This window comes from Mesorhizobium sp. CNPSo 4671 (assembly GCF_057784245.1).
In genome coordinates this window covers 364,655-388,576 of the sequence record NZ_JBWLUW010000007.1, presented here as the reverse complement: position 1 = coordinate 388,576, position 23,922 = coordinate 364,655, and the positions used below count along the sequence as shown (strand labels likewise).

Genomic DNA, 23,922 nt, shown 5'->3' with positions numbered 1-23,922 from the left:
TGTGATCCTTTGCGAGCGTCTTGAAGCTGGCACTGGCGCGGCGTGACATGGCACTGTCATGCTGCCGTGCAACATAATCCGCCTGCACGTCTCGTATAGATCGTTCCTGAACCAGTGGGTGAGAAGCTTGGAAATCGCCGATGTCGTGAAGCGCGCCTATGCGATGCCGCTGACCAATCCGTCCTTCCCGCCCGGCCCCTACCGTTTCTTCGACCGCGAATACATCATCATCACCTATCGCACGACGCGCGAGGCGCTCGAGGCCGTGGTGCCGGCGCCGCTGGAAATCGACGAGCCGCTGGTCAAGTACGAATTCATCCGCATGCCGGACTCCACGGGCTTCGGTGACTATACCGAGACCGGCCAGGTTATCCCGGTGAAGTACAAGGGCCAGCATGGCGGCTACGTCCATTCGATGTATCTCGACGACGACGCGCCGATCGCCGGCGGCCGTGAGCTTTGGGGCTTTCCCAAGAAGCTGGCCAATCCCAAGATCGTCCATGAAGGCGAGGTGATCGTCGGCACGCTGCACTATGGCAGCGTCCTGTGCGCCACTGGCACGATGGGCTACAAGCATCGCGAAGCCGATCACGATTCCGTGCTCGCAGCACTTGCCGCCCCCAATTTCCTGATCAAGATCATTCCGCATGTCGACGGCACGCCGCGCATCTGCGAGTTGGTGCGCTATTACCTCACCGACATCGCGCTGAAGGAAGCCTGGACGGCGCCCGCGGCACTCGACCTTCGGCCCCACGTCATGGCCGACCTGGCGAAGCTGCCAGTGCTCGACATCGTCTCCGCCGTCCACTTCAAAGCCGATCTGACGCTTGGGTTGGGCGAGGTCGTCCACGACTATCTCAGTGAGCACAGCCGGCTCGCAACCAGCACAACCCAGCCGGAGAGAATTCGTGCTTGAACGCCACCGAAACAAGGAAGCCGCCGCCACCATCGCGGAAATCTCGGCGCAGTATGACCGCGTCGCCCTGGTGTTCCAGGGCGGCGGCGCGCTTGGCGCCTACCAGGCCGGCGTCTACCAGGCGCTGGCCGATGCCGGCTGCGAGCCGAGCTGGCTGTCCGGCGTGTCGATCGGCGCCATCAATGCCTCGATCATCGCCGGCAACGAACCGAGCCGCCGCCTGCAGCGCCTCGAACAGTTCTGGCAGACCATTTCGGGCCGCAAGATCTGGTCCTACACGCCTGAAGGCGACATCTACCGCGACATCCGCAACCGCACCTCATCCTGGATGACGATGACGATGGGCCAGCCCGGCTTCTTCAAGCCGCGCAATCCCAACCCCTGGTTCGAACAGCCGGGCGCCGAGGGCGCCACCAGCTTCTATGACACCGCCGAATTGAAGGACACGCTGGAGAGCCTGATCGATTTCGACATCCTCAACGACGGCAAGAAGCGGCTGAGCGTCGGCGCGGTCAACGTGCGGACCGGCAATTTCGTCTATTTCGACACCGACAAAGTGCGCATCGGGCCCGAGCACATCATGGCCAGTGGCGCGTTGCCGCCGGCCTTCCCGTCGGTCCGTATCGAAGGCGAGTATTATTGGGACGGCGGCATCGTCTCCAACACGCCGCTGCAATATCTGCTCGACCAGGAAGAGGACCGCTCGTCGCTGGTGTTCCAGGTCGACCTGTTCAGCGCCCGCGGCGTGCTGCCGCGCAGCATGCCCGACGTGCTGTCGCGCCACAAGGACATCATGTATTCCAGCCGCACGCGCCAGAACACCGACAATTTCAAACGCATCCATGGCCTGAAGATGCACCTGCTCGACGCGCTCAAGCGCGTGCCCAAGGACCAGCTGACGCCGGCGGAAGAGGCGCTGATCGCCGACTATTCGGACGCCGGCCTAGTCAACATCGTGCACCTGATCTACCAGCACAAGGGCTATGAAGGTCACGCCAAGGACTACGAGTTCTCCGGCACCTCGATGCGCGAGCATTGGGAAACCGGCCTGGAAGACACGCAGCGCACCTTGCGCCATCGCAAATGGCTGACGCTGCCGGCCAACGCTGACGGCGTTACCATCCACGATCTGCACAGGGAAGATCCGACGTAGACTGGCGAAGCCGTTGCCTCTCTACGGTTCAGTGGTGTGAGCCAGGATTCGTTTGAGGGCCGTCGCCAACGTTTGAGACTGGCCGAGGCTTCTAAACTTCGTCATCCCTGGGCGAAGCAGGAGCGAAGCTCCGTCGCGGAGACCCTGGGATCCATTCCGCGACCTTAGCCTTGGAGTGCGGCGGAGCAGAATTCTGAACCGTGGCGGCGCTCGGTCGCGGCATGGATCCTCGGGTCTGCGCCGCGTCGCTACGCTCCTTGCTTCGCCCGTGGATGACGAAGCGATCGACGTTCTGGCCAATTTCCTAGGTATGTTCCACGTCACCAGAAACGAATACGTCCTCGCCTCTTGAACACAGTGTTCGTTCAAAGAAAGAGGCAGCGCCGGTCGCCGGCGCTGCCTCTTGCTGAGAGCTTGTATGCTCCGCTCAGAACACCTGGCGGAAGACGATGAACAGCGTGAAGGCCAGCGCGATCGAGCATGGCAGGGTCAGAACCCAGGCCAGCAAAAGGTTGCGCACCGTCGACCATTGCAGGCCCGAGCCGTTGGCGGCCATCGTTCCAGCGACCCCCGATGACAGAACATGGGTTGTCGACACCGGCAGACCGAGCCGGTCGGCCATGCCGATGGTCACCATCGCCACGAGTTCGGCCGCCGCACCCTGGCCATAGGTCAGATGGCTCTTGCCGATCTTCTCCCCGACCGTGACGACGATGCGTTTCCAGCCAACCATGGTGCCGAGGCCCAGCGCCAGCGCAACCGCGACCTTCACCCAGATCGGGATGAACTTCGTCGCGTTGTCGACGGCCTTGTGGTAGTCGGTGACTGCCTTCAGGTCGGCGTCCTGCATCGGCAGCAGCTTCTTCTTGTCGATCAGCTTGAGCGCCTCGCCGATCAGGTAGATGTCGTTGCGGGCGTTGCTGACCAGATCGGTCGGCACATTATCGACCGATGCGTAGGGCTGCAGCGAAGCGGTGGTGTTGTGGATGTAGGTCTGCAGCGCAACAGTCGTCTGGTCACTCCAGGTCCGGGTGCGCACGGCATCCTGGACGGCCGCCTTCGCAGCCTTGGCATCGGCGACTGTGACACCGGGCTTCGCATATTTGCCCAGCGCGGTCTCGACGTTGACCGAAGCCGCCTTGTAGGCCTCGAGATAGTTGATGTCGGGCGTACGGTTCAGCGCATAGGCCGTCGGCACGACGCCGATCAGGATCAGCATGATCAGGCCCATGCCCTTCTGCCCGTCATTGGAGCCATGCGCGAAGCTGACGCCGGTGCAGGTGAAGATCAGCAGGCCGCGGATCCACCATGGCGGCGGCGCGTTGCCTTTCGGTGCCTCGTAGAGCGCCGGATTGCGGACCAGCAGTTTCATCGCATAGAGCAGGATCGCGGCGGCGAAGAAGCCGATGATCGGCGACACCAAGAGGGTGATGCCGACATTGGTCGCCTGCGACCAGTCGACGCCGCTGGTGGCGCTGCCGGCCGGGGCCATGAACTGGTTGGCGAGGCCGACGCCGATGATCGAGCCGACCATCGTGTGCGAGCTCGAGGCCGGCAGGCCGAGGAACCAGGTGCCGAGATTCCACAGGATGGCGGCGACCAGCAGCGCGAACACCATGGCAAAGCCGGAGGAGGAACCGACCTGCAGGATCAGTTCGACCGGCAGCAGCGACAGGATGCCGAAGGCGACCGCGCCGCTGGAGGTGAGAACGCCGAGGAAATTGAAGGCGCCGGACCACATGACGGCGAATTCGGCCGGCAGGGAGCGCGTGTAGATGACGGTCGCCACCGCATTGGCGGTGTCATGGAAACCGTTGACGAATTCGAAGCCGAGCGCGATCAGCAGGGCGATGCCGAGCAGGATCCACGGCACGGTCTTGGCCACCGCCAGATCCTGGCTCAGCGCATAGCCGACATAGACGATGCCGACCAGCACCAGCACGCCGAAGGCCGGCAGGAACCACTTGGCGCTGCCCGAACTATCCAGCGGATGATCCGGTCTCGGAATGCCCGCCTCACTGGAAATTATGTCCACCATGTCCCACTCCTATTGCATTGCAGCAAAGAACTGGAAAAGACGCTATGTCCGGTCGATGAACCCTGTGTGACGCCAGAAAGGCCTTTGCCCTCGGCGCCCGCTCTCCCTCATGCAGCGCCGGGACTTGTCTTCAGGATTGCCGAGAACAGCGGATCGAAGGCGCGGCTGATCGGCGCCGCGGCCGCACCAAGCGCGATCGACCAGGGATCGGTGGTGCCAAGCTGAAGGCGAGGCAGCATCCTTCCGGGCCGGTCGGCGATCGACGGCAGCAGCGGGTGCATCGCCTCGACAAGCCGGCGCGCCAGTGCCTCCGGCGCGCCGCTGGTCAGGATGACGGTCTGCGGGTCGAAGATCGTCTCGATGAGATGCACGCTCCAGCGCAGATCATGCGCCGCACCATCGATCCAGGCCATCATCTTCGGATCCCCGGCCAGCACCAGAGCGTTCATCTGTTCGTAGATGTCGCTGTCCGCCGGGTTGAGGCCGAGATGCTGGTAGAGCGAGGCCAGCGAGGCGCGGTGCTCGAGCGGCGTCGAGCCGGGGCCGGCCGGCGCCAGCAGCGCCATGCCGATTTCGCCGGCATTGCCATGGCCGCCGCTGTAGAGTTCGCCATTGAGGATCAGTCCGGCGCCGATGCCGTAGCCGACATAGAGGCAGACCGCGTGGTCGACGCCGTGTGCGGCGCCGACGATGCGCTCCGCCGTGGCGCAGGCAGCGGCATCGTTCTGCAGGCCGACATTCAGCCCCGTGCCTCTGGCCAGCGTCTCCAGCAGCGGAAATTTCTGCCAGGCCGGCATCATCCATTTGTCGTCGGAATCCTTCAGACCGAAAGGGCCGGGCATGGCGACGCCGAGACCGACCAGCCGCTTTTCCGACTGGGCCGAAATGCCGGCCAGATCGCGGCGGACACCAGCGATCAGCTCGAGGATGATCTCGACGCCCTTCGACGGCTCATCGAAAGGCAGGTTCGCCTCGGCCCGCGCCTGCACGCTGCCCATCAGGTCGACGGCGACCGCGCGTGTCAGATGGCGGTCGATGTGCAGGCCGATGGCGAAGGCGCCCTCGGGCACCAGCCGGTAGGGGGTCGACGGCTGTCCTCGGCCCTTGCGCACCGCATCGAGCGCGACGACCAGGCCGTCGCTTTCGAGATCCTCGATGATGTTGGAGACGGCCTGCTTGGTGAGCTGCGTCGCCCGCGCCAGATCGGCCCGCGACAGCGCGCCGTTCAGACGCAGCGCCTCGATCATGACACGGCGGTTGTGCGCGCTGGTGCCTTCCTGGTTGGTGCCGCTTTTGGCGCGGATCGGGCTGATGTCGTCCATCGGCGTTTCCCCTCTTGACTCCATTAGAATATTGATCGACTAATTAAGTCAAGCGAGTTGACTTAATGCGAGCCGACCGACCTAAAACAAGATGGCTAAGGCCCCCAGGCCCATCGCCACTGGTCAGCCGGGTAACCATCAGGTCACGCGACAGCGATCCGGGAAGACGATGCGACAAGCCCGCATTGCCGGCCCGTCAACACCGGAAATGGGAGAAGAAGATGCTTAAGACAATCACCAAAACACTGGTCGGCACGGTCTTCGCCGGAGGACTGCTCGTTCCCCACGCCTTCGCCGAAACGACGCTCAACGCGCTGTTCATGGCGCAGGCCGCCTACAGCGAGGCCGACGTGCGCGCCATGACGGACGCCTTCACCAAGGCCAACCCGGACGTCAAGGTCAATCTCGAATTCGTCCCCTATGAAGGCCTGCACGACAAGACCGTGCTGGCCCAGGGGTCGGGCGGCGGCTACGACGTCGTGCTGTTCGACGTTATCTGGCCGGCCGAATACGCCACCAACAAGGTGCTGGTCGACGTGTCGTCGAAGATCACCGACGACATGAAGAAGGGCGTGCTGCCCGGTGCCTGGACCACGGTCCAGTATGACGGCAAGTACTATGGCATGCCGTGGATCCTCGACACCAAATATCTGTTCTACAACAAGGAAATACTGGAAAAGGCCGGCATCAAGGCGCCGCCGAAGACCTGGGAAGAGCTCGGCGCGCAGGCCAAGATCATCCAGGACAAGGGCCTGCTGAAGACGCCGATCGCCTGGAGCTGGTCGCAGGCCGAAGCCGCGATCTGCGACTACACCACGCTGGTCAGCGCCTATGGCGGCGACTTCCTCAAGGACGGCAAGCCGGACTTCCAGAATGGCGGCGGCCTCTCGGCGCTGAAATACATGGTCGACAGCTACAAGTCCGGCCTCACCAATCCGAATTCCAAGGAATTCCTGGAAGAGGACGTGCGCAAGGTCTTTGAAAACGGCGACGCCGCCTTCGCGCTGAACTGGACCTACATGTACAACATGGCCAACGATCCAAAGGACTCGAAGGTCGTGGGCAAGGTCGGCGTCGTGCCGGCGCCGGGCGTCACCGGCATCAGCGACGTGTCGGCCGTCAACGGCTCGATGGGCCTTGGCGTCACCGCGGTCTCGAAGCATCCGGACGAGGCCTGGAAATACATCGAATACATGACCTCGCAGGCGACACAGAACCAGTATGCCAAGCTGTCGCTGCCGATCTGGGCCTCGTCCTATGACGACCCGGCCGTTACCAAGGGCCAGGAAGAGCTGATCGCCGCCGCCAAGCTTGGCCTGGCGGCCATGTATCCGCGGCCGACCACGCCGAAGTACCAGGAGCTGTCGACCGCTCTGCAGCAGGCGATCCAGGAATCGCTGCTCGGCCAGTCCTCGCCGGAAGATGCGCTGAACACAGCTGCGAAGAACAGCGGCCTCTGAGCAGTTTTCTCCGATCACGGGCGGCCTTGTGCCGCCCGTGCTATGTCTGAAATCATGAATGAAGAGAGGCTGCTCCGATGTCGAGCACCTGGATGACGACCCGTGCCTGGTTGCTGATGCTGCCGCTGCTCGTGGTCATGGTCGCCGTCATCGGCTGGCCGCTGGTCGATACGGTCAACTTGTCCTTTACCGATGCCAAGCTGGTCGGCACCGGCGGCAATTACGTCGGCTTCGACAATTACACCAACATGCTGTCGAGCTCGAACTTTTCGCGCACGCTGGTGACCACGACGCTGTTCGCGGTCATTTCAGTTGCCGCCGAAATGGTGATTGGCGTTCTCGCCGCCCTTCTGCTCAATCAGCAGTTCCACGGCCGCGCCGTCCTGCGCGCCCTGATGATATTGCCCTGGGCATTGCCGACCGTGGTCAACGCCACGCTGTGGCGGCTGATCTACAATCCCGAATATGGCGCGCTGAACGCCGCCTTGACGCAACTGCATCTCATCGACGCCTACCGCTCCTGGCTGGGTGAGCCGGGCACGGCGCTGGCGGCCCTGATCGTCGCCGACTGCTGGAAGAACTTTCCGCTGGTGGCGCTGATCGCGCTCGCCGCCCTACAGGCGGTGCCGCGCGACATCACCGCCGCCTCGCTCGTCGATGGTGCGGGACCATTCAACCGCTTCCGCTTCGTCATCCTGCCCTATCTCGCCGGCCCGCTGATGGTGGCGTTGGTTCTGCGCACCATCGAGGCCTTCAAGGTCTTCGACATCATCTGGGTGATGACCCGCGGCGGCCCGGCCAACAGCACACGTACGCTGTCGATCCTCGTCTATCAGGAAGCCTTCTCCTTCCAGCGCGCCGGCTCCGGCGCGTCGCTGGCGCTGATCGTCACCTTGCTCGTCACCGTACTCGCCGTCGCCTATGCGGCGCTGGTGAGGAAGACCGCCGGGAGTGCCGCCTGATGGAACGCAGGAGTCCCGCCTTCACCATCTTCATCTATGCCTGCGCGCTGGTGCTTGCCGCCATCATCCTGGCGCCCATCGCCTGGCTGTTCATCATGAGCATATCGCCGGCCGCAGATCTCGCCGCCAAGCCGCTGCGCTGGTGGCCGAAGGCAGCCGACTTCTCACGTTACCAGACATTGCTGTCGACGGCTGAAAACAGCGCTGGCGCCGCCTTCACCTCGTCGCTGCGCAACAGCGTGGAGATCGCCGGCATGGCGACGCTGGCGGCCCTCGCCTTGGCGATTCCCTCTGGCTGGGCGGTGTCGCGCACGCCGGCGATCGGCTGGTCGCTGTCGATGGTCATCGCCACCTACATGCTGCCGCCGGTGGCGCTCGCCGTGCCGCTCTATATGGGCCTGTCGCATCTTGGCCTGCTCAACAATGTCTTCGGCCTGGCGCTGGTTTATTTGACCATCCTGGCGCCCTTCACCACCTGGCTGATGAAATCCGGCTTCGATTCCATCCCGCGCGAGATCGAGGCCGCGGCGATGATCGACGGCGCCGGCCTGTTCCAGACCCTGCGCATCATCACGCTGCCGCTGGCAGCACCCGTAATGGCGACGTCAGCGCTGTTTGCCGTGCTGCTGGCCTGGGACGAGTTCTTCTATGCGCTGCTGTTCACCTCCGACCAGCGCGCCAAGACCTTGACCGTCGCCATCGCCGATCTGGCTGGCGGCCGTGTTTCCGACTACGGGCTGATCGCCACCGCCGGCGTGCTGGCCGCTTTGCCGCCGGTGCTGATCGGCCTGGTCATGCAGCGCGCACTGATCTCGGGCCTGACCAGCGGTGGTGTGAAAGGATGACAATGACTGCAACTAAACCCCGGCCGGCCGGACTGGCCGCCATCGACCGCGAAATGGCGCGCCAGCACTCGGACGCGCGTGCTTCGTTCGGGAGCAATGCTGCCATGGCTGCAAACGTTGCCGACTCAATCAGGAAGACCGGGCGTCTGCTGCTGCTCGGCATGGGTGGCTCGCATGCCGTCGGGCGCGCGGTCGAACCGCTCTATCGCGGGCTTGGCATCGATGCGCTGGCACTGCCTCTGTCCGAACAGCTCGGCCAGCCGGTGCCGCTCGCTGGCAGGACGGTGCTTATCACCTCCCAGTCCGGCGAGAGCGCCGAAGTCGTCAGATGGTTTGCCGAGGCCGGCAGCGCTGCCAATGTTTTCGGCTTGACGCTGGAAGGCAGCTCTTTCCTCGCCCGCACCGCGCCTTGCCTGATCGGCGCCGGCGGCACCGAACAGGCCTTCGCCGCCACCCGCAGCCTGACCGTGAGCTTCGCCTTGCATCTGGCCATCATGGCTGCGTTGGGTGAGGACCCAGGCGCCGCGCTTGGCGCGCTGGATCAGCCACAGGACAACGACATCACGCAAGCGCTCGCAGCACTGGAAAAGGTGACGAGCATCGTCACCTCGGGCCGCCGGCTGCAAGGCGTGGCCGAAGCGCTGGCGCTTGGTCTTACCGAACTGTCGCGCCTGCCCTCCTTTTCGCTCGAGGGCGGCCAGTTGCGGCATGGACCGATGGAGATGCTCGGGCCGAAGATCGGTGTCATCCTGTTTCGCGGCAACGACCCCACTGCGGAATTGGTGACGGCGATGGCTCTTTCCGTGGTTGAGGCCGGCGCACCGCTCGTTATCTTCGACGCATCCGGGCAATCGCCGGTCGCGGGCGCGGTCACGCTCTCCTTCAAGCCGGCTTCGGGTCTCGCCGCGATCTTCGCCATGCTGCCGGTGGCGCAGCGCCTGATGATCGCCTTTGCCGACAGCCGCGTCGACAATGCCGGCACGCCCGTGCGCTCCACCAAGATTACCAGGAGCGAGTGATGCGTCCGCTTGCGGTGATCGGCAACGTCAATGTCGACCTGATCGTCGGCCCGGTCGCGCCATGGCCGAAGGCAGGCACGGAAACCGTCGTCGATCATGACGATTTGCGCGTCGGCGGACAGGCCGGCAACACCGGGCTCGCCTGGCAGGCGTTGGGCATTGATTTCGAGATCGCCGCCAATGTCGGCGACGACCAGTTCGGCCGCTGGCTGCGTGAGGCGTTCGGTGCCCGCGCCGACAAATGGCCGGTGCGCCAGGAGAGCACGACGCTTTCGGTCGGCATGACCCATCCCGATGGCGAAAGGACGTTTTTCACCACGCGTGGCCACCTGCCCCGCTTCAGCCTTGCCGACGTATTTTCGGTGCTCGACGGCAAGCGGCTCGCCGGTGGCTATGCGTTGCTGTGCGGCTCCTTCCTCACCGATGATCTCACCCGCGACTACGAGGCGTTCTTCGACTGGGCGAACAGGCACGACATCGCAGTGGCGCTGGACACCGGTTGGCCGATGGAGGGTTGGACCCCGGCCAACTGCAAGGCGGCCCGCACCTGGCTCGCGCGCTGTGACCTTGCCTTGTTCAACGAGGTGGAGACCGTGACCCTGGCGGGCCTGCCCGATCCGGTCGAGGCGGCGCGGCAAATCCAGTCCAGCATGAAGAAGGGCGCGACCGCCGTCGTCAAGCGCGGCCCCGAAGGGGCGATCGCCATCGGCCCGGGCGGAGCGCTGGTCACGGCGACCGCGCCCGACGTCAGGGTCGTCGACACGATCGGCGCCGGCGATGTCTTCAATGCGGCCTTCCTGGCCGCACTGGCGCAGGACCAGACGCTGACCGCCTCGCTTGCGGCCGCAACGCAGGTGGCGTCGCGCGCCATATCAACCTTGCCCCGTAACTACGGCGAACCGATGCATCCAAAGGAAGCCACGCATGAGCGCGCTTGAAATCCGCAACATCCGCAAGAACTACGGCAGTGTCGAAACGCTGAAAGGCATCGACATCGCACTGCAGAGCGGCGAGTTCCTGGTGCTGCTCGGCTCGTCGGGCTGCGGAAAGTCGACGCTTCTCAACATCATCGCCGGGCTCGCCGAAGCAACAAGCGGCGACGTGCTGATCGGCGGCCGTTCGATCCTCGGCGTTCATCCCAAGAACCGCGACATCGCCATGGTCTTCCAGTCCTATGCGCTCTATCCGAACCTGACCGTGCGCCGCAACATCGGCTTTGGCCTGGAGATGCGCGGCGTTGCCGCCGACGAGCGTGAAAAGGCGGTGGCAGAGGCAGCAAGATTGCTGCAGATCGAAGCCCTGCTCGACCGCAAGCCGAGCCAGCTTTCCGGCGGCCAGCGCCAGCGCGTCGCCATCGGCCGGGCGCTGGTGCGCAAACCGCAGGTCTTCCTCTTCGACGAACCGCTCTCCAACCTCGACGCCAAGCTGCGCCTGGAGATGCGCACCGAGTTGAAGCGGCTGCACCAGATGCTGCAGACCACCGTCGTCTACGTCACCCACGACCAGATCGAGGCGATGACGCTGGCGACGCGCATCGCGGTGATGCGCGACGGCAGGATCGAACAGCTCGGCACGCCCGAGGAAATCTACAACGAGCCGGCAACGCTCTACGTCGCCGGCTTTGTCGGCGCGCCGTCGATGAATATGCTTCAGGCTACTGTTGCCGACGGCAAGCTGGCCATTGCCGAGTCCGATGTGCGGATCGCCTTGCCAGCCCGCTATGCGAATGCAGCGCGTGAAGGCGCACGGCTGGTCGTCGGCATCAGGCCTGAGGCGCTGCGCGTGGCGACCGCGCTGACGGGTTTGTCATTGCCCGTGGAGATCGAGGTCGTCGAACTGACAGGCCCCGAACTGGTCACGACGGCCCGGATTGGCACGCAACGGCTGACGGCCTGCCTGCCGCCAAGGTCTCAGGTCGCCAAGGGCGAAAAGCGCAGCCTCACCTTCGATGAGACAGCGCTTCGCTTGTTTGACCCGTCGACAGGCAAGGCTCTGCCGACGGCTTGAGAAAGGCCGCGCACGCCTGAACGACATGCGCGGCTTGGACTATCTGGATGTCAGCGCGCCGGCGGTGCGTACATCAGGCCGCCGGCATTCCACAGCGCGTTGATGCCACGGGCGATTTTCAGCTGGCTGGACTGGCCGAGATTGCGTTCGAACATCTCGCCATAATTGCCGACCTTGGCGACGATGTTGTAGGCGAAAGCGGGGTCGAGCCCGATCTGCTTGCCATTGTCGCCCTCGACGCCGAGGAACCGCCGGATTGTCGGGTTCTGCGATTTCAGCGAGGCTTCCGCATTGGCCTGGGTGACGCCCTCCTCTTCCGCCTCGATCAGCGAGAACAGCGTCCAGCGCACCACGTCGAACCACTTGTCGTCGCCCTTGCGAACAGCCGGGCCGAGCGGCTCCTTCGAGATGATTTCCGGCAGCACCGTGAAGGCGGCGGGATCGGTCAGCTTCAGGCGCTGTGCATAAAGCGCCGAGGCGTCGGTGGTGTAGACGTCGCAGCGGCCGCTGTCGAACGCCTTGATGATGCTGTCGGCGGAATCGATGACGACCGCTTCGTATTTCATCTGGTGGGCAGTGAAATAGTCGGCGACGTTCTGCTCGGTGGTGGTGCCTTGTTCCGCGCAGATCGTGGCGCCTGAGAGCTTGAGCGCGCTGTCGACACCGAGGTCCTTGCGCACAATAAAACCCTGGCCGTCATAATAGGCGGCGCCGATGAAGTGGATGCCCATGCCGGTGTCGCGCGACAAAGTCCACGTCGACTGCCGCGACAGAATGTCGACGGTGCCGGCCTGCAGCGCGGTGAAGCGCTCCTTGGTCGACAACGGCACATAGCTCACCTTGTCGGGGTCGCCGAAAACGGCGGCCGAAACCGCGCGGCAGAAATCGATGTCGAAGCCGCTCCATTTGCCCTGGTCGTCCGGCGCCGAGAAGCCGGCGACGCCTTGGCTGACACCGCAGATGATGGAGCCCCTCTGCTTGACGATGTCGAATGTGTCCGCCTTCGCCGGCGCGGCCAGCGTGGCCGATGCGAGCAAGAACGCGGTGATCAATGCATGTCTCATGGTTTCCTCCCTTGATGAGGCAAAGCCTCTCCTGCCGCCGGCGCGTGACGCGCCGGACGTTTCCCAAAAAGTCGTTGCTCCTGAATTCTGCTCACGCACCGCCGGGGCGGTGCGCAGATATGTCCTAAGCCCTTTCCGCCAGAACCGCCGCCAGCGTCTCGTCGACAACGCCGACCAGATGATCGGCATTGGCCCGGCTGAAGATCATCGGCGGGCGCATCTTCAGCACATTGTCATGCGGCCCCTCGGTGCCGATCAGCACGCCGCGTGCCCTCACCCTATCATTGATGCGGCGGGCAAGTGCTGTCGCCGGCGCCTTGCTCTTGCGGTCCTCGACCAGTTCGATGCCGAGGAAGAGGCCCTGGCCGCGCACATCGCCGATGACGTCATAGCGGTCCTGCAAAGCCTTGAACCGCGCCATGAGATAGTTGCCGATCTCCAGCGCATTGCGCCTGAGCCCGTCCCGCTCGATGACATCGAGCACTGCCAGTCCGGCGGCGCAGGACACCGGATTGCCGCCGAACGTGTTGAAATACTCCATGCCGTTGTTGAAGGAGGCGGCGATCTCTGATGTCGTCACCACAGCCGCCATCGGATGGCCGTTGCCGATCGGCTTGCCCATGGTGACGATGTCAGGCGTCACCCCTTGGGTTTCGAAAGCCCACCAATGGCTGCCGACGCGGCCGAAGCCGACCTGCACCTCGTCGGCGGCGCAAATGCCACCGGCGGCGCGCACCAGCGCGTAGACCTCCGCGAGATAGCCTTCCGGCAGGAACACCTGGCCGGCGACGCTGGGGATCGATTCCGCCAGGAACAGGCCGGGCGCGCGGCCTTGTCTGGCCATATCGGCGATCTGCTCGGCGACGCTTTCGGCGAACCGTTTTGCATGTTCGTCGACCGGCCATTCGGCCGGAGCATGGTAGCTGTCGGGAATGGTCGCCTCGAACACATGCGCTGGGCGCCCCTTGCCGCCCTTGCGCTTGTATTTGTAGGGACTGAGATCGATCAGCTCCTGCGTCGTGCCGTGATAGGCCCAGTCGAGCACGATCGCCTCGCTGCGGCCGGTATGGCTCCGCGCCATGCGCAACATGAGGCTGTTGGCCTCGCTGCCGGAGCAGGCGAAAGACGCCACCGACAGGCCGGCGGGCAGCGTCGCCGTCAGCCGTTCGGCATAGGTGACGATGGCGTCGTGCAAATAGCGCGTGTTGGTGTTGAGCTTCGCCGCTTGGCCTGCGATCGCCTCGACAACGTCGGGATGGGCATGGCCGAGATGGCAGACATTGTTGAAGCAATCGAGATAGGCGCGGCCGCGATCGTCGATCAGCCAGACGCCCTCGCCGCGCACGAACTTGATCGGCTCGGAATAAGAAATCGAGAGATTGGGCAGCAGCGACGCCTTGCGCGCGGCGACGATTTCAGGGCGGGAGCGACCATTTTGGCGAAAGGTCTCTGGTGGAATGCCGGCGAGATCGGCGGCATCCGGAAAGAGTTCCTTCCACACGGCGAGATAACGCTCCTCGCCGACCCCAAGGATGTCGCGAGCGGCAAGGCTGGTATCCGTCGATATCTGGAAATGCAGATGCGGCGCCCAGCCGCCATTCTCGACCGGTGTGCCCATCTCGCCGACAAGCGCACCAGCCTCCAGACAATCGCCGGCCTTCAGCCGACGCCCGGCCTCATGCGCCATATGTCCCCACAAGGTCACGAAGGGCGGACAGCCCTGCGGTCTATGCTCCAGCGCCACCAGGCAGCCATAGCCGAGCGGATCCTCCTCGATCTCGACGCTTCTGACGGTGGCGGCGAGCGGCGTGTAAAGCCGCGTCCCCGCCGGCATGAAAAGGTCGAGGCCGAGATGGTTGGCCCGCCGCGCGCCTTCGACGAAACGCGACTGGAAGATGTCGCTGGTGTAGACCGTGCGCGCTTCGCCCCAAGGGCCGATGCCGAGCGCAATGCCATGCTCGGCGCAATAGGCATCCCACCAGGCGGTGGCCTTTTCGGGCTGCTGCGCCGCCGATGTCACCGTCATCGGATTGTGCGGATCGCCGTAAGGCACGAGCGCCTTGGCAAGCGTCGCCGGATGACGGTCGAGGATCGGCGCGAGCTGCAGGCGGTTTGCCGCGATCCAGCCTGTCACGGCGCGCGCTCCGGGAGCGGCCTCGAAGCCGCAGGCATGGCGCAGGATCGCTGTGGCGAAGCGCCGGTTCATCCTGTCCAGGCGACGCAGCAATCGCCAGGCCGGCGCTTCCGAGATCGACAGATAGGGATTGTCGGCGGTGCGGTCCCTGCGCGCGGCCGACAGCGTCACCGAGGTGACGAGGCGCATCGCGATGAGATCGAACAGCAGGTCGAGCTCTTCCTTCCGCAACGGATATTCCGCATGGAAGCCGGCGGCCAACCGTGCGGCGGCGCCGATCGGATCCTCGGCATCGAGGATGGCATAGGCGCAAGCGACGGCAACCTCGGCGATCAGCACACTATGCAAAGCATCGCCGAAATCGATTAGCCCGGCGACACGCTCGGGTCTTTCGGGATCGACGAGCACATTCCAGTCATTGGCGTCGTTGTGGATCACCTGTGCCCGCAAGGCCGGCAGCCGGGCGGCCACCACGGCATCGAAATGGTCGAGGAACCGTTCCAGCAAAGCACGGTCCTGTTCATCGTCAATGTGGTGGAGGCGTTGCCGCGCGGCACCTGCCTGGCGAATGTCCCAATCGAATGACCGCAGCGCGCCCGGATGAATGAAGCCCTGCAGCGCCCGATCCAGCCGGCCGAGCGCGCTGCCGAGGCTTTCGAGCAGCGCCGGCGTGGTCTGGCTCTCGGCCAGCGGTCGGCCGGGCAGCCACGACACCAGACGCACGGCATGATCCCCGCCGCCAGGCCCCTTGGCATGGGCGAGCGAAGCGCCTTGCACCGTCTTCCTCAGACGCGGCACGGCCAGATCCGGGCTGTTGCGCTCAAGATGATCGAACAATGCCGTCTGGAATTCGCTCTCGACGAGTGGTTCGCTGGCATTGACGATTTTCAGGATCCACAGCGAATGGTCGGGGGCGGTCAGTTTGAAATTCCGGTCGCGCTCGCTGTCGAGCGGCGCGGCGGTGCCGGCGATGCCGAAGTGCCGCATCGCGATATCGACGGCCTCGTTCTGCGAGACTTGAGGTGCTGGGTGTGAAACGTTGGTCATTGGGATTCCGGATCTGCTTTGTCCGAGCTTGGCATGGGTCAAAAAATCGGGCATCCGGCAAAGCGTCGGTTGCGCCGGCACAATGACTGCATTGACCGGCACATTAACGGAGCCGCTTGGAGCGTGACGTCATGAAAGAACTGGACGCCAAGGACCGGGACATCCTCGCCATTCTGTCGAAGGAAGCCCGCATCCCGTTGAAGACGCTTGCGGGGCGCATCGGCCTGTCGCGCAGCGCCACCAGCGAGCGGGTGGCTTCGTTGGAAAAGAGCGGCGTCATCAGAGGTTACCGGGCCGATATCGGTCAGATGGACGCCGGACTGGTCTGCGCGTTCCTGCTGGTCACACTGATCCGCACGCCGTCAATCGGCATTCTCGACCAGTTGGCGCGCTATCCCGAGGTCCGGCGCGTGTCGTCGGTGAGCGGCCAGCTCGATCTCATCGTCGAGGTCGAGGTGCCGTCGATCGACAGGCTCAACACGGTGCGTGACCTCATTGCCACGCTCGGCGGCGTCGAGGACCTGACGACCGCAATTGTCCTGCGCCGGGATATAGAACGCGCCGTGGGTTGAATGCCCGTGACAGCGGTCATTTTTGGCGCCACCTATTTGGCGATCTCCAGCAGGGACGAGACCAGCAGCTCGCGCTCGTCCTTCGACATCACGTCGGAATCGAAGAGGTTCATACTGCGCAGCCCCTCGATGGCGAGATAGCAGACCAGCAGCGATTTGAGGTCTTTCGTCTCGCCTTTCAGCCGTTCGAAAAGCTGCCGCTTGAACGTCTTTATCGGCGTCATGAAATCGGGATCCTCGGCAATCGCCGAAAATATCCAGGAGGCCGAGGGCCGCTTTTCCTCGCAATCATTGGCCGACAGCCTGATATAGACGGCGAGCGGATTTTTGCCATCGTCGCTGCTGCTGGCGGTCTCCAGCGCTTGCTCAAAATCGCGCAGATAGCCCTCGACCAGGCCTTGCATCAACTTGGCCTTGGTCGGGAAGTTGTAGAGCAGCCCGCCCTTCGAAACGCCGGCGCGGCTGGCCACCGCTTCCAGCGACAGGCTGCCTGGCCCGGTTTCCCGGGCGACATCAGCCGCTGCGGCGAGAATTTTCTCGCGCGAATTCGGTCGTTGGGCTCTCATGGCGCCTCCCTTCGCAAGCTTAGGCCCAATTGACAAGACCGTCCAGACGGTACAGTAAAGCCGCCATTATTTGAAATCGGGACCTGCGGTCGATATGTGTCCCGATGTCCGAGCTTCGCGCCGGATTTCGACTGAGGGGACTTCCTTGTTCAAGCGCATACTCCGTATCTTTCTCGTCATTGTCGTCCTGGCTGTGCTCGCCATCGTGGTCGGCGGCATTGTCTGGTTCAACTTCTTCCGCGATGGAATGATCAAGCAGTATTTCGCCACGATGAAGCCGCCGGCGGCGACCGTGTCGACGACCATCGCCAAGCCGTCGAGCTGGACCCCGGGCGTCGAGGCGATCGGTACGGTGCGGGCCGTGCGCGGTGTCGACCTGACGGTTGAGACAGCCGGCATCGTCAAGGAAGTCACCTTCCACGCCAACGAGAAGGTGGCGGCAAATGCGGTGCTGCTGCAGCTCGACGATGCGGTCGAGCGCGCCGATCTCGACGCACAGAAGGCGCAGGCCGCGCTCGACCAGGTGTCGCTGACCCGTGCCATCGAACTGACAAGGCGTGGGGTTGGCTCCGACTCGACACTGGACAGCGCGCGTGCTGCGGCCTCCGCTTCGGCATCCCAGGTCACCAGGCTGCAGGCCGTGCTCGACCAGAAGCAGTTGACAGCGCCCTTCGCCGGCACGGTCGGCATTCCGAAGATCGACCTCGGCCAGTATTTGTCGCCCGGCACCGCGGTGGTGACGCTGCAGGATCTCGACACGATGCGGGTCGACTTCTCGGTTCCCGAACAGCAACTGCCGCTGCTCAAGATCGGTCAAACGGTTCGGCTGGGCCTGAGCGGCGCGGACATGCCGTTTGCCGGTGCCATTCGCGGCATCGACCCCAAGATCGACCCGTCCAGCCGGTTGGTGAACATCAGGGCGGAAGTCGCCAACCCCGAAGGCAAGCTGACCCCTGGCCAGTTCGTGCAGGTGCGTGTCGAACTGCCCGAGGAGCAGAACGTGCTGTCGCTGCCGCAAACGGCGCTGACCACCAGCCTCTATGGCGACTACATCTTCGTGGTGCAGCCGGCCAAGCCCGCCGAGGCCGCCCCGGCCAAGCCGGAAGAAAAAGCAGCCGCCGCGGCCACCGACAAGCCGGCGGACACCAAGCCGGCGGATGCGATGAAGCCGGCGGCTGATGCCATGAAGCCTGCCGCCGATGCTGCAAAGCCAGCGGACAAGGCCGCTTCCGATGCCACCAAGCCGGCAGCTGCCGATCCGGCCAAACCGGCGGCGGAGGGCGACAAGCCCGCGCTGGTACTGTCGCAGGTCTTCGTCAAGCCCGGCCGCCGCAATCAGGGCATGGTCGAGATCGTCGAAGGGCTGAAGGCTGGTGAAGAAGTCGTCACGGCGGGTCAGAACCGTCTGTTCAACGGCATGTCCGTCAATGTCGACAACACGATCGATCCGACCAAATCGGCGAACAAGCAGGCCGACCAGCAATGAGCTTTTCCGATCTCTTCATTCGCCGGCCCGTCCTTTCGACGGTCCTTGCCTGCATGATCCTGCTCTTGGGTTTCCAGGGCATCTTCAACCTGTCGATCCGGCAGTATCCGAAGGTTGACGAAACCGCGATCACCATCACGACGTCCTATCCGGGCGCCAGCGCCGACCTGATCCAGGGCTTCATTTCCGCCCCGATCGCGCGCGCCGTCGCCTCGACCGAGAACATCGACTACGTGACCTCGTCCAGCCGTCCGTCCTCCAGCACCGTGACGGTGCAGATGAAGCTCGGGTCCAACCCCGACGTGGCGCTGACCGAGGTGCTGTCCAAGGTCCAGGGCGTGCGCGGCACCTTGCCGGACGCCTCCAAGGATCCGGTCATCGTCAAGGGCACCGGCCAGCAGTTCGCGATGATGTACATCTCGATGCAGAATCCGAACATGACGAAGGAGCAGCTGACCGAGTATATCGAGCGCGTCATCAGGCCCCGCATGTCGACGGTCGAAGGTGTCGCCGACGTGCAGATCTTCGGCGCCCAGCAATACTCCATGCGCGTCTGGATCGACCCGATCCGGCTTGCCGCGCGCGGCGTGACGGCGGCGGAAGTGCTGGCGGCAATCAACAATTCCAACTTCCTGTCGGCGCCCGGCAACACCCAGAACGAATATGTCGTCTCGTCAATCACCGTGCGCTCGACGCTGCAGACACCGGAGGCCTTCGCCGAGTTGCCGTTGCGCTCGACCGACGGCAATGTCGTGCGGCTGCGCGACGTGGCCCGGGTCGAACTCGGCGCGGAAAATACCGACACCAGGGTCTCCTTCAACGGCAAGCCTGGCACCTTCCTCGCCATCTTCCCGACCCCGGCTGCCAACCCGCTGACCACCGCGGCAGCGCTCACCAAGCTCGTGCCGCAGATCCAGGAAACGCTGCCGAAAGGCATGACGATCGAGGTCGTCTACGACGCGACCGGGCAGATCAGCGCGTCGATCGACGAGGTCTTCAAGACCATCGGCGAGGCGGTTGCCATCGTCGTCGTGGTCATCTTGTTGTTCCTTGGCTCGTTCCGCTCGGTGATGATGCCGATCGTCACCATCCCGCTGTCGCTGATCGGCGTCTGCTTCCTGTTGTTTGCGGTGGGCTATTCGATCAACCTTCTGTCGCTGCTGGCCATGGTGCTGGCGATCGGCCTTGTCGTCGATGACGCCATCGTGGTGGTGGAGAATATTCACCGCCACATGGAAGAAGACCACATGTCGCCAATGCAGGCGGCGTTCAGCGGCATGCGCGAAATTGCCTCGGCCATCGTCGCCATGACCATGACATTGGCCGCCGTGTTCGCGCCTTTGGCCTTCACCGGCGGCCTGACCGGTGCGCTGTTCCGCGAATTCGCGGTGACGCTCGCCGGCTCGGTCGTGCTGTCGGGCGTCATCGCCGTCACCATCACTCCGATGATGTCGGCGCGCCTGTTGAAGGCCGGCACGCCTGGCCGTTTCCAGCGCATTGTCGACGGCATTTTCGCGCGGGTCGAGCATGTCTATGAGCGGGCTGTCACCGGCTCGCTGAACTATCGTCCTTTGACGCTGATCATCGTGCTGGCGCTCGTCGGCGTGACCGGCTTCATGTTCACCAAGACTTCGAGCGAGCTGGCGCCTGAAGAGGATCAGGGCTTCCTGCTCTCGCTGGTGACCGCGCCGACCTATGCGACATCGGACTATACCGAAACATATGTGAACCAGATGCTCGGCCTGGTGAGGGATATTCCCGAAACGCGGGCGCAGTTCTCGGCGGTCGCCTTCGGTGGCACGACAAACAGCGCCTTCGTCGGCTTTGCCTTCAAGGATTGGGCGGAGCGCAAGCGCAGTTCGAAGGAACTGCAGGCCGACATCACGGCCCGTCTCGCCAAGGTGGCGGGTGTCCAGGCCTTCGTCTTCGCACCGCCGACGCTGCCGGGGTCCGGTGGCGGCCTGCCGATCGCCCTGGTGGTGCGCTCGACCGGCGATTCCGCGGAAGTGTATAAGGCTGCCGAGCAGATCAAGAACAAGGCGCAGGCCTCCGGCCGCTTCATTGTCGTGCAGAATTCGATGTCCTATGACTCACCGCAGGTGACGGTAACCATCGATCGCGACCGCGCCGCCGCACTCAACCTGCCGATCGCCGATATCGGCCGGACGCTCACGCTGCTGGTCGGCGGCGCCGAAGTGGCGCAGTTCGACCGCGACTCCAACAGCTACGACATCATCCCGCAGGTGCCGCAGCAATTCCGCGACAACCCCGAACGGCTCGGCGAGTATTTCGTGCGCAGCGTGACGGGTGAGATGGTGCCGCTGTCGGCCGTGGTCAAGATTTCGAACAATGCCTCGCCGGCCGCGATCGAACAATTCAACCAGCTGAATTCGTCGACGATCTCCGCACTGCCGCTGCCCGGTGTCACCACGGGCGACGGTTTGAAAGTCCTCGAGGACATTGCCAGGGAGAGCCTGCCCGATACCTTCTTCATCGACTATTCCGGCCAGTCCCGGCAGGAGAAGGAACAGGGCAACACCATCCTGATCGCTTTCGGAGCGGCCGTCATCGTCATCTACCTGGTGCTGGCGGCGCAGTTCGAAAGCTTCCGCGATCCGCTGATCATCATGATGGCGGTGCCGCTGTCGATCTTCGGCGCGATCGTGCCGCTCAATCTCGGCCTCGGCACGCTCAACATCTACACGCAGGTCGGTCTGATCACGCTGATCGGCCTGATCACCAAGCACGGCATCCTGCTGGTCGAATTCGCCAACCAGCAGCGCGAAGCGCATGGCATGCGGCGGCGTGACGCCATCATCGCCTCGGCCAAGGTGCGCCTGCGGCCGATCCTGATGACGACGGCCGCTATGGCGCTTGGCGTCGTGCCGCTGATCACGTCGAGCGGCGCAGGTGCGGCGGCCCGCTATTCGATGGGCCTGGTCATCTTCACCGGCATCCTGGTCGGTACCATGTTCACGCTCTTCGTCGTGCCCATGTTCTACACCTTCATCGCCAGCAAGGACCTGCCGCATCTTGCGGAAAAGCCTGATCCGAAGCTGATGCCGGCATTGCCGGACTGACAGAAAGCTGAAGAACAAAAAGAGGCCGGGAAAAATCCCGGCCTCTTTTTTTGGCTGCGCTCGATACCGCCGGGATGTTCCGGAGGGAGTCCTGAACGGGCGCGGCAGTCCACCGGCCCGTTCCTCAGCCTGCTACTTGACGATGACGATGCTGGTGTTGGCCGGCCCGAAGGTCTCGACAAGCTGGTAGAAATCGGCGGCATTGTCGGGATGCAGCCGCACGCAGCCATGCGAGGCCGGCTGGCCGAGCCGCTTGATGGCATAGGTAGCGTGCACCGCGTAGCCGCCGCTGAAGAACACCGAGTGCGGCATCGGCGCGTTGTCGTACTTCTTCGAATACCACATCTCATGCATGCGCGTCGGCTTGAACGAACCGGTTGGCGTCACATGCGCCCGGTCGCCGGTCGAAACCTTCCAGGCGAAGGTCGGCCGGCCATCGACCGAGACTTCCATGACCTGCTGTGAAAGCGAGACCCGCGCCACAATCTTGTTGGCGGCGTGCGCTGCGTTGGCGCCGAACAGAAGTGCCGTACCCGTCAGCGCGGCGGCGGTGATGTTGATGAGCTTGGCGGAAATGGTGGTGTGCATGATGTCCCCTCTCTGTCTCTGCCGGTCCGGCCGGCTCCAATTCGATGAGCGGCTTATCGCTGCGGCATGTTTCGGACAGATTTCGCGAAATGCTCGTTTGTGTTTCGATTTTGTTTCCTCTGGTTAACAAACCAAGGGGTCATGGCGGCGTCGATCCCGCTCGCAAGCCGGAACGATAGGCAGAACATGGGTATTTTCTGTGAAACGAAAGTTCGAATTGCCTTAATATGAAAGACTCAAGGGCGATCTCGAAACCAACCTGCAACAAAGCGCAGCTTCAGGCGGCATGATCCGGATACGGGCCGGAACGAAAGTTGACGCAACGAAAGCAGACGGCAACGACCATGGGAACGAAATCGAACACGCGGTCCTGGCTACTCAGGATCAGCATCGCGGCGGCGGCCATCGGCGGCGTCGGCACAGTTGCCGGCGGTCCCGTGGCAAGGCTGGCGACGATGACCTCGAGCGAGATCTCTACCCTGCACGTCGCCCTGTTTTCCGCCTCGGTCTGGATTGTTTCCAGCCTGCGCATCGCCCGATTGAAGGCCCTCTGGCGGGTTGGCCTTCGCTTGCTGGCATTGCGCGGCCCCTCCGGCAACTTGCTGCCGAGAGGACCGAAGGCCCGCGCCGCTGCGGGGGGCTCCGTGGGCGGCGCGGGCACTTCGGGAGTTTCCTGAAGCGACCGGCTTCAAATTTGATTTCTGGGAGTTGGAACGATGAAAACGAAATTCGCGGCCTCGGTGCTTTCCGCACTGCTTTATGCGCAGGGCCTGCTGGGCTTTGCCGCCCTTGCCACCGTGCTCCTCAAGGACCGCTCCGCCCACGCAAACGAACTCGTCATGAGCAGCGACATGCCATCGGGCCCGTCGCTGCTGGTTGTACGCTGAACAGCGGGAGCATCGGTGAATGGAAAATCCGATGCTCAGCCAGAATGACAGCCCAGGCGCGATGCCGTCAGTCGGCGAATTGCTGTGGCGGATCGAACCGGTAGCCGGCGCCACGTATGGTGGTGATGGTCTCGGTGTCGAGCTTGCGGCGCAGCCGCACGATGCGCGAATCGATCGAGCGATCGAAGGCATCGGCATTCTCGGCCGGTGCGGCGGCGATGATGTCGTCCCGCGTCAGCACCTTGCGTGGGCTCGCCAGGAACAGCCTGAGCAGCGCCACCTGACCGGGCGAGAGCTGTTCCTCCGTACCGGAGCGGTGCATGACGATGGCCGATCTCAAATCGACGGTCGCGTTCTCCAGCACGATCAGTTCCTGGGTGCCCCTGCCGCGCCGCGAAAGCAGGCCGCCGACACGGGCGGCGAGTTCCCTGACATTGAGCGGGCTTTCGACGACGTCGGCCGCCCCCAGTTCGAGCGCCAGCACCTTGTCGAGGAGATCGGCGGGCCGACAGATCAGGATGAAATCGGGCCCGTCTTCGCTACCCCCGCCTTGGCCGCCATAGCGCCTGAGCAGGTCCCGCCCTTCCGCCTGGCTGAGACTGTCGCCGACGACGACGACGTCGATGCCTTTGCCCGCCAGCAGCGATTCCGCCTCCCAGGGTTGCCGCGCCTGGCGCACATCATGGCCGCGCCGCTCGAGATGGTCAGCAAGTTCGGTCGCCACCACGTCGGCGACGGAAACAAGCGCGATGACGGCCCGTGCTGCCATGTTTTCC

At 63.9% G+C, this 23,922-nt stretch carries 20 protein-coding genes; 12 read left to right on the top strand and 8 right to left on the bottom strand.

Features of this window, described 5'->3' with window-relative positions; translation table 11 throughout:
- Positions 1 to 127: 127 nt before the first annotated feature.
- Together AC04SF_RS21730 and AC04SF_RS21725 are read left to right on the top strand one after the other, a co-directional pair.
- Positions 128 to 916, top strand: coding sequence for an acetoacetate decarboxylase (locus AC04SF_RS21730; protein ID WP_488479447.1), 789 nt, complete (start codon positions 128 to 130; stop codon positions 914 to 916).
- Complete coding sequence (locus AC04SF_RS21725) at positions 909 to 2,069, top strand: patatin-like phospholipase family protein (protein ID WP_488479446.1); 1,161 nt, start codon at positions 909 to 911, stop codon at positions 2,067 to 2,069. The genes AC04SF_RS21730 and AC04SF_RS21725 overlap by 8 nt, the downstream gene beginning before the upstream one ends.
- 427 nt (positions 2,070 to 2,496) lie before the next feature.
- On the opposite strand, the gene AC04SF_RS21720 is transcribed toward AC04SF_RS21725, so the two are convergent.
- Positions 2,497 to 4,107, bottom strand: coding sequence for an inorganic phosphate transporter (locus AC04SF_RS21720; protein WP_488479445.1), 1,611 nt, complete (start codon positions 4,105 to 4,107; stop codon positions 2,497 to 2,499).
- Between the two features lie 107 nt (positions 4,108 to 4,214).
- Positions 4,215 to 5,429 (bottom strand): ROK family transcriptional regulator, encoded by a 1,215-nt coding sequence (locus AC04SF_RS21715; RefSeq protein WP_202352454.1) that lies wholly within the window; start codon positions 5,427 to 5,429, stop codon positions 4,215 to 4,217.
- A gap of 221 nt (positions 5,430 to 5,650) precedes the next feature.
- Here AC04SF_RS21715 and AC04SF_RS21710 point away from each other — a divergent pair, with 221 nt between their 5' ends.
- The 6 genes from AC04SF_RS21710 to AC04SF_RS21685 all read left to right on the top strand — a co-directional run bounded on the left by AC04SF_RS21710 (position 5,651) and on the right by AC04SF_RS21685 (position 11,722).
- The gene (locus tag AC04SF_RS21710; RefSeq protein WP_096450874.1) at positions 5,651 to 6,889 is read left to right on the top strand and encodes an extracellular solute-binding protein; all 1,239 of its coding nucleotides are present in this window, start codon (positions 5,651 to 5,653) and stop codon (positions 6,887 to 6,889) included.
- 77 nt (positions 6,890 to 6,966) lie between these two features.
- Positions 6,967 to 7,851 (top strand): carbohydrate ABC transporter permease, encoded by an 885-nt coding sequence (locus AC04SF_RS21705; protein WP_475456611.1) that lies wholly within the window; start codon positions 6,967 to 6,969, stop codon positions 7,849 to 7,851.
- Positions 7,851 to 8,696 (top strand): carbohydrate ABC transporter permease, encoded by an 846-nt coding sequence (locus AC04SF_RS21700; RefSeq protein WP_488479444.1) that lies wholly within the window; start codon positions 7,851 to 7,853, stop codon positions 8,694 to 8,696. The genes AC04SF_RS21705 and AC04SF_RS21700 overlap by 1 nt, the downstream gene beginning before the upstream one ends.
- Positions 8,693 to 9,715 (top strand): SIS domain-containing protein, encoded by a 1,023-nt coding sequence (locus tag AC04SF_RS21695; RefSeq protein ID WP_488479443.1) that lies wholly within the window; start codon positions 8,693 to 8,695, stop codon positions 9,713 to 9,715. Before AC04SF_RS21700 ends, AC04SF_RS21695 begins: the two co-directional genes overlap by 4 nt.
- On the top strand, positions 9,715 to 10,653 hold the full coding sequence (locus AC04SF_RS21690) for a PfkB family carbohydrate kinase (protein ID WP_488479442.1): 939 nt from the start codon (positions 9,715 to 9,717) through the stop codon (positions 10,651 to 10,653). Before AC04SF_RS21695 ends, AC04SF_RS21690 begins: the two co-directional genes overlap by 1 nt.
- A complete protein-coding gene (locus AC04SF_RS21685) occupies positions 10,640 to 11,722 on the top strand; it encodes an ABC transporter ATP-binding protein (protein WP_488479441.1) in 1,083 nt (360 codons plus the stop codon). Before AC04SF_RS21690 ends, AC04SF_RS21685 begins: the two co-directional genes overlap by 14 nt.
- Before the next feature lie 50 nt (positions 11,723 to 11,772).
- Here AC04SF_RS21685 and AC04SF_RS21680 read toward each other — a convergent pair whose 3' ends face one another.
- Complete coding sequence (locus AC04SF_RS21680) at positions 11,773 to 12,786, bottom strand: amino acid ABC transporter substrate-binding protein (RefSeq protein ID WP_488479440.1); 1,014 nt, start codon at positions 12,784 to 12,786, stop codon at positions 11,773 to 11,775.
- A 124-nt stretch (positions 12,787 to 12,910) separates the two neighbouring features.
- Positions 12,911 to 15,967 carry an aminotransferase class III-fold pyridoxal phosphate-dependent enzyme gene (locus tag AC04SF_RS21675; RefSeq protein WP_488479439.1) on the bottom strand — a complete coding sequence of 1,019 codons (3,057 nt, stop codon included), beginning with the start codon at positions 15,965 to 15,967 and terminating at the stop codon, positions 12,911 to 12,913.
- Between the two features lie 131 nt (positions 15,968 to 16,098).
- On the opposite strand from AC04SF_RS21675, the gene AC04SF_RS21670 reads away from it, so the two are divergent.
- Positions 16,099 to 16,539 (top strand): Lrp/AsnC family transcriptional regulator, encoded by a 441-nt coding sequence (locus AC04SF_RS21670; protein ID WP_095201342.1) that lies wholly within the window; start codon positions 16,099 to 16,101, stop codon positions 16,537 to 16,539.
- A gap of 32 nt (positions 16,540 to 16,571) precedes the next feature.
- Here the strand turns inward: AC04SF_RS21670 and AC04SF_RS21665 are convergent, their stop codons facing one another.
- Positions 16,572 to 17,105 carry a TetR/AcrR family transcriptional regulator gene (locus tag AC04SF_RS21665; protein ID WP_488479438.1) on the bottom strand — a complete coding sequence of 178 codons (534 nt, stop codon included), beginning with the start codon at positions 17,103 to 17,105 and terminating at the stop codon, positions 16,572 to 16,574.
- 145 nt (positions 17,106 to 17,250) lie between these two features.
- Here AC04SF_RS21665 and AC04SF_RS21660 point away from each other — a divergent pair, with 145 nt between their 5' ends.
- Together AC04SF_RS21660 and AC04SF_RS21655 are read left to right on the top strand one after the other, a co-directional pair.
- Positions 17,251 to 18,591, top strand: coding sequence for an efflux RND transporter periplasmic adaptor subunit (locus tag AC04SF_RS21660; RefSeq protein WP_488479437.1), 1,341 nt, complete (start codon positions 17,251 to 17,253; stop codon positions 18,589 to 18,591).
- Entirely contained in the window at positions 18,588 to 21,671 is a 3,084-nt protein-coding gene (locus tag AC04SF_RS21655; protein ID WP_488479436.1) for an efflux RND transporter permease subunit, read from the top strand. The genes AC04SF_RS21660 and AC04SF_RS21655 overlap by 4 nt, the downstream gene beginning before the upstream one ends.
- 132 nt (positions 21,672 to 21,803) lie before the next feature.
- Here AC04SF_RS21655 and AC04SF_RS21650 read toward each other — a convergent pair whose 3' ends face one another.
- Together AC04SF_RS21650 and AC04SF_RS21645 are read right to left on the bottom strand one after the other, a co-directional pair.
- Positions 21,804 to 22,259, bottom strand: coding sequence for a L,D-transpeptidase (locus AC04SF_RS21650; RefSeq protein ID WP_183463675.1), 456 nt, complete (start codon positions 22,257 to 22,259; stop codon positions 21,804 to 21,806).
- A gap of 277 nt (positions 22,260 to 22,536) precedes the next feature.
- Positions 22,537 to 22,791, bottom strand: a complete 255-nt coding sequence (locus AC04SF_RS21645; protein WP_488479435.1) for a hypothetical protein — start codon at positions 22,789 to 22,791, stop codon at positions 22,537 to 22,539.
- A gap of 184 nt (positions 22,792 to 22,975) precedes the next feature.
- On the opposite strand from AC04SF_RS21645, the gene AC04SF_RS21640 reads away from it, so the two are divergent.
- Positions 22,976 to 23,146, top strand: a complete 171-nt coding sequence (locus tag AC04SF_RS21640) for a hypothetical protein (protein ID WP_488479434.1) — start codon at positions 22,976 to 22,978, stop codon at positions 23,144 to 23,146.
- A gap of 67 nt (positions 23,147 to 23,213) precedes the next feature.
- Here the strand turns inward: AC04SF_RS21640 and AC04SF_RS21635 are convergent, their stop codons facing one another.
- Positions 23,214 to 23,915: a winged helix-turn-helix domain-containing protein gene (locus AC04SF_RS21635; RefSeq protein ID WP_488479433.1), complete on the bottom strand. Its 702-nt coding sequence runs from the start codon at positions 23,913 to 23,915 to the stop codon at positions 23,214 to 23,216.
- Positions 23,916 to 23,922 lie beyond the last annotated feature (7 nt).

Bases quoted from the DNA above. Each gene is read 5' to 3' on its own strand.
- AC04SF_RS21685 (WP_488479441.1), top strand. From the start codon at position 10,640: ATGAGCGCGCTTGAAATCCGCAACATCCGCAAGAACTACGGCAGTGTC.
- AC04SF_RS21665 (WP_488479438.1), bottom strand. From the start codon at position 17,105: ATGAGAGCCCAACGACCGAATTCGCGCGAGAAAATTCTCGCCGCAGCG.
- AC04SF_RS21720 (WP_488479445.1), bottom strand. From the start codon at position 4,107: ATGGTGGACATAATTTCCAGTGAGGCGGGCATTCCGAGACCGGATCAT.
- AC04SF_RS21710 (WP_096450874.1), top strand. From the start codon at position 5,651: ATGCTTAAGACAATCACCAAAACACTGGTCGGCACGGTCTTCGCCGGA.
- AC04SF_RS21640 (WP_488479434.1), top strand. From the start codon at position 22,976: ATGAAAACGAAATTCGCGGCCTCGGTGCTTTCCGCACTGCTTTATGCG.
- AC04SF_RS21680 (WP_488479440.1), bottom strand. From the start codon at position 12,786: ATGAGACATGCATTGATCACCGCGTTCTTGCTCGCATCGGCCACGCTG.
- AC04SF_RS21700 (WP_488479444.1), top strand. From the start codon at position 7,851: ATGGAACGCAGGAGTCCCGCCTTCACCATCTTCATCTATGCCTGCGCG.
- AC04SF_RS21645 (WP_488479435.1), bottom strand. From the start codon at position 22,791: ATGCGCAGGCTGGAAACAATCCAGACCGAGGCGGAAAACAGGGCGACG.
- AC04SF_RS21655 (WP_488479436.1), top strand. From the start codon at position 18,588: ATGAGCTTTTCCGATCTCTTCATTCGCCGGCCCGTCCTTTCGACGGTC.
- AC04SF_RS21715 (WP_202352454.1), bottom strand. From the start codon at position 5,429: ATGGACGACATCAGCCCGATCCGCGCCAAAAGCGGCACCAACCAGGAA.
- AC04SF_RS21670 (WP_095201342.1), top strand. From the start codon at position 16,099: ATGAAAGAACTGGACGCCAAGGACCGGGACATCCTCGCCATTCTGTCG.
- AC04SF_RS21690 (WP_488479442.1), top strand. From the start codon at position 9,715: ATGCGTCCGCTTGCGGTGATCGGCAACGTCAATGTCGACCTGATCGTC.
- AC04SF_RS21650 (WP_183463675.1), bottom strand. From the start codon at position 22,259: ATGCACACCACCATTTCCGCCAAGCTCATCAACATCACCGCCGCCGCG.
- AC04SF_RS21695 (WP_488479443.1), top strand. From the start codon at position 8,693: ATGACAATGACTGCAACTAAACCCCGGCCGGCCGGACTGGCCGCCATC.
- AC04SF_RS21705 (WP_475456611.1), top strand. From the start codon at position 6,967: ATGTCGAGCACCTGGATGACGACCCGTGCCTGGTTGCTGATGCTGCCG.
- AC04SF_RS21635 (WP_488479433.1), bottom strand. From the start codon at position 23,915: ATGGCAGCACGGGCCGTCATCGCGCTTGTTTCCGTCGCCGACGTGGTG.
- AC04SF_RS21675 (WP_488479439.1), bottom strand. From the start codon at position 15,967: ATGACCAACGTTTCACACCCAGCACCTCAAGTCTCGCAGAACGAGGCC.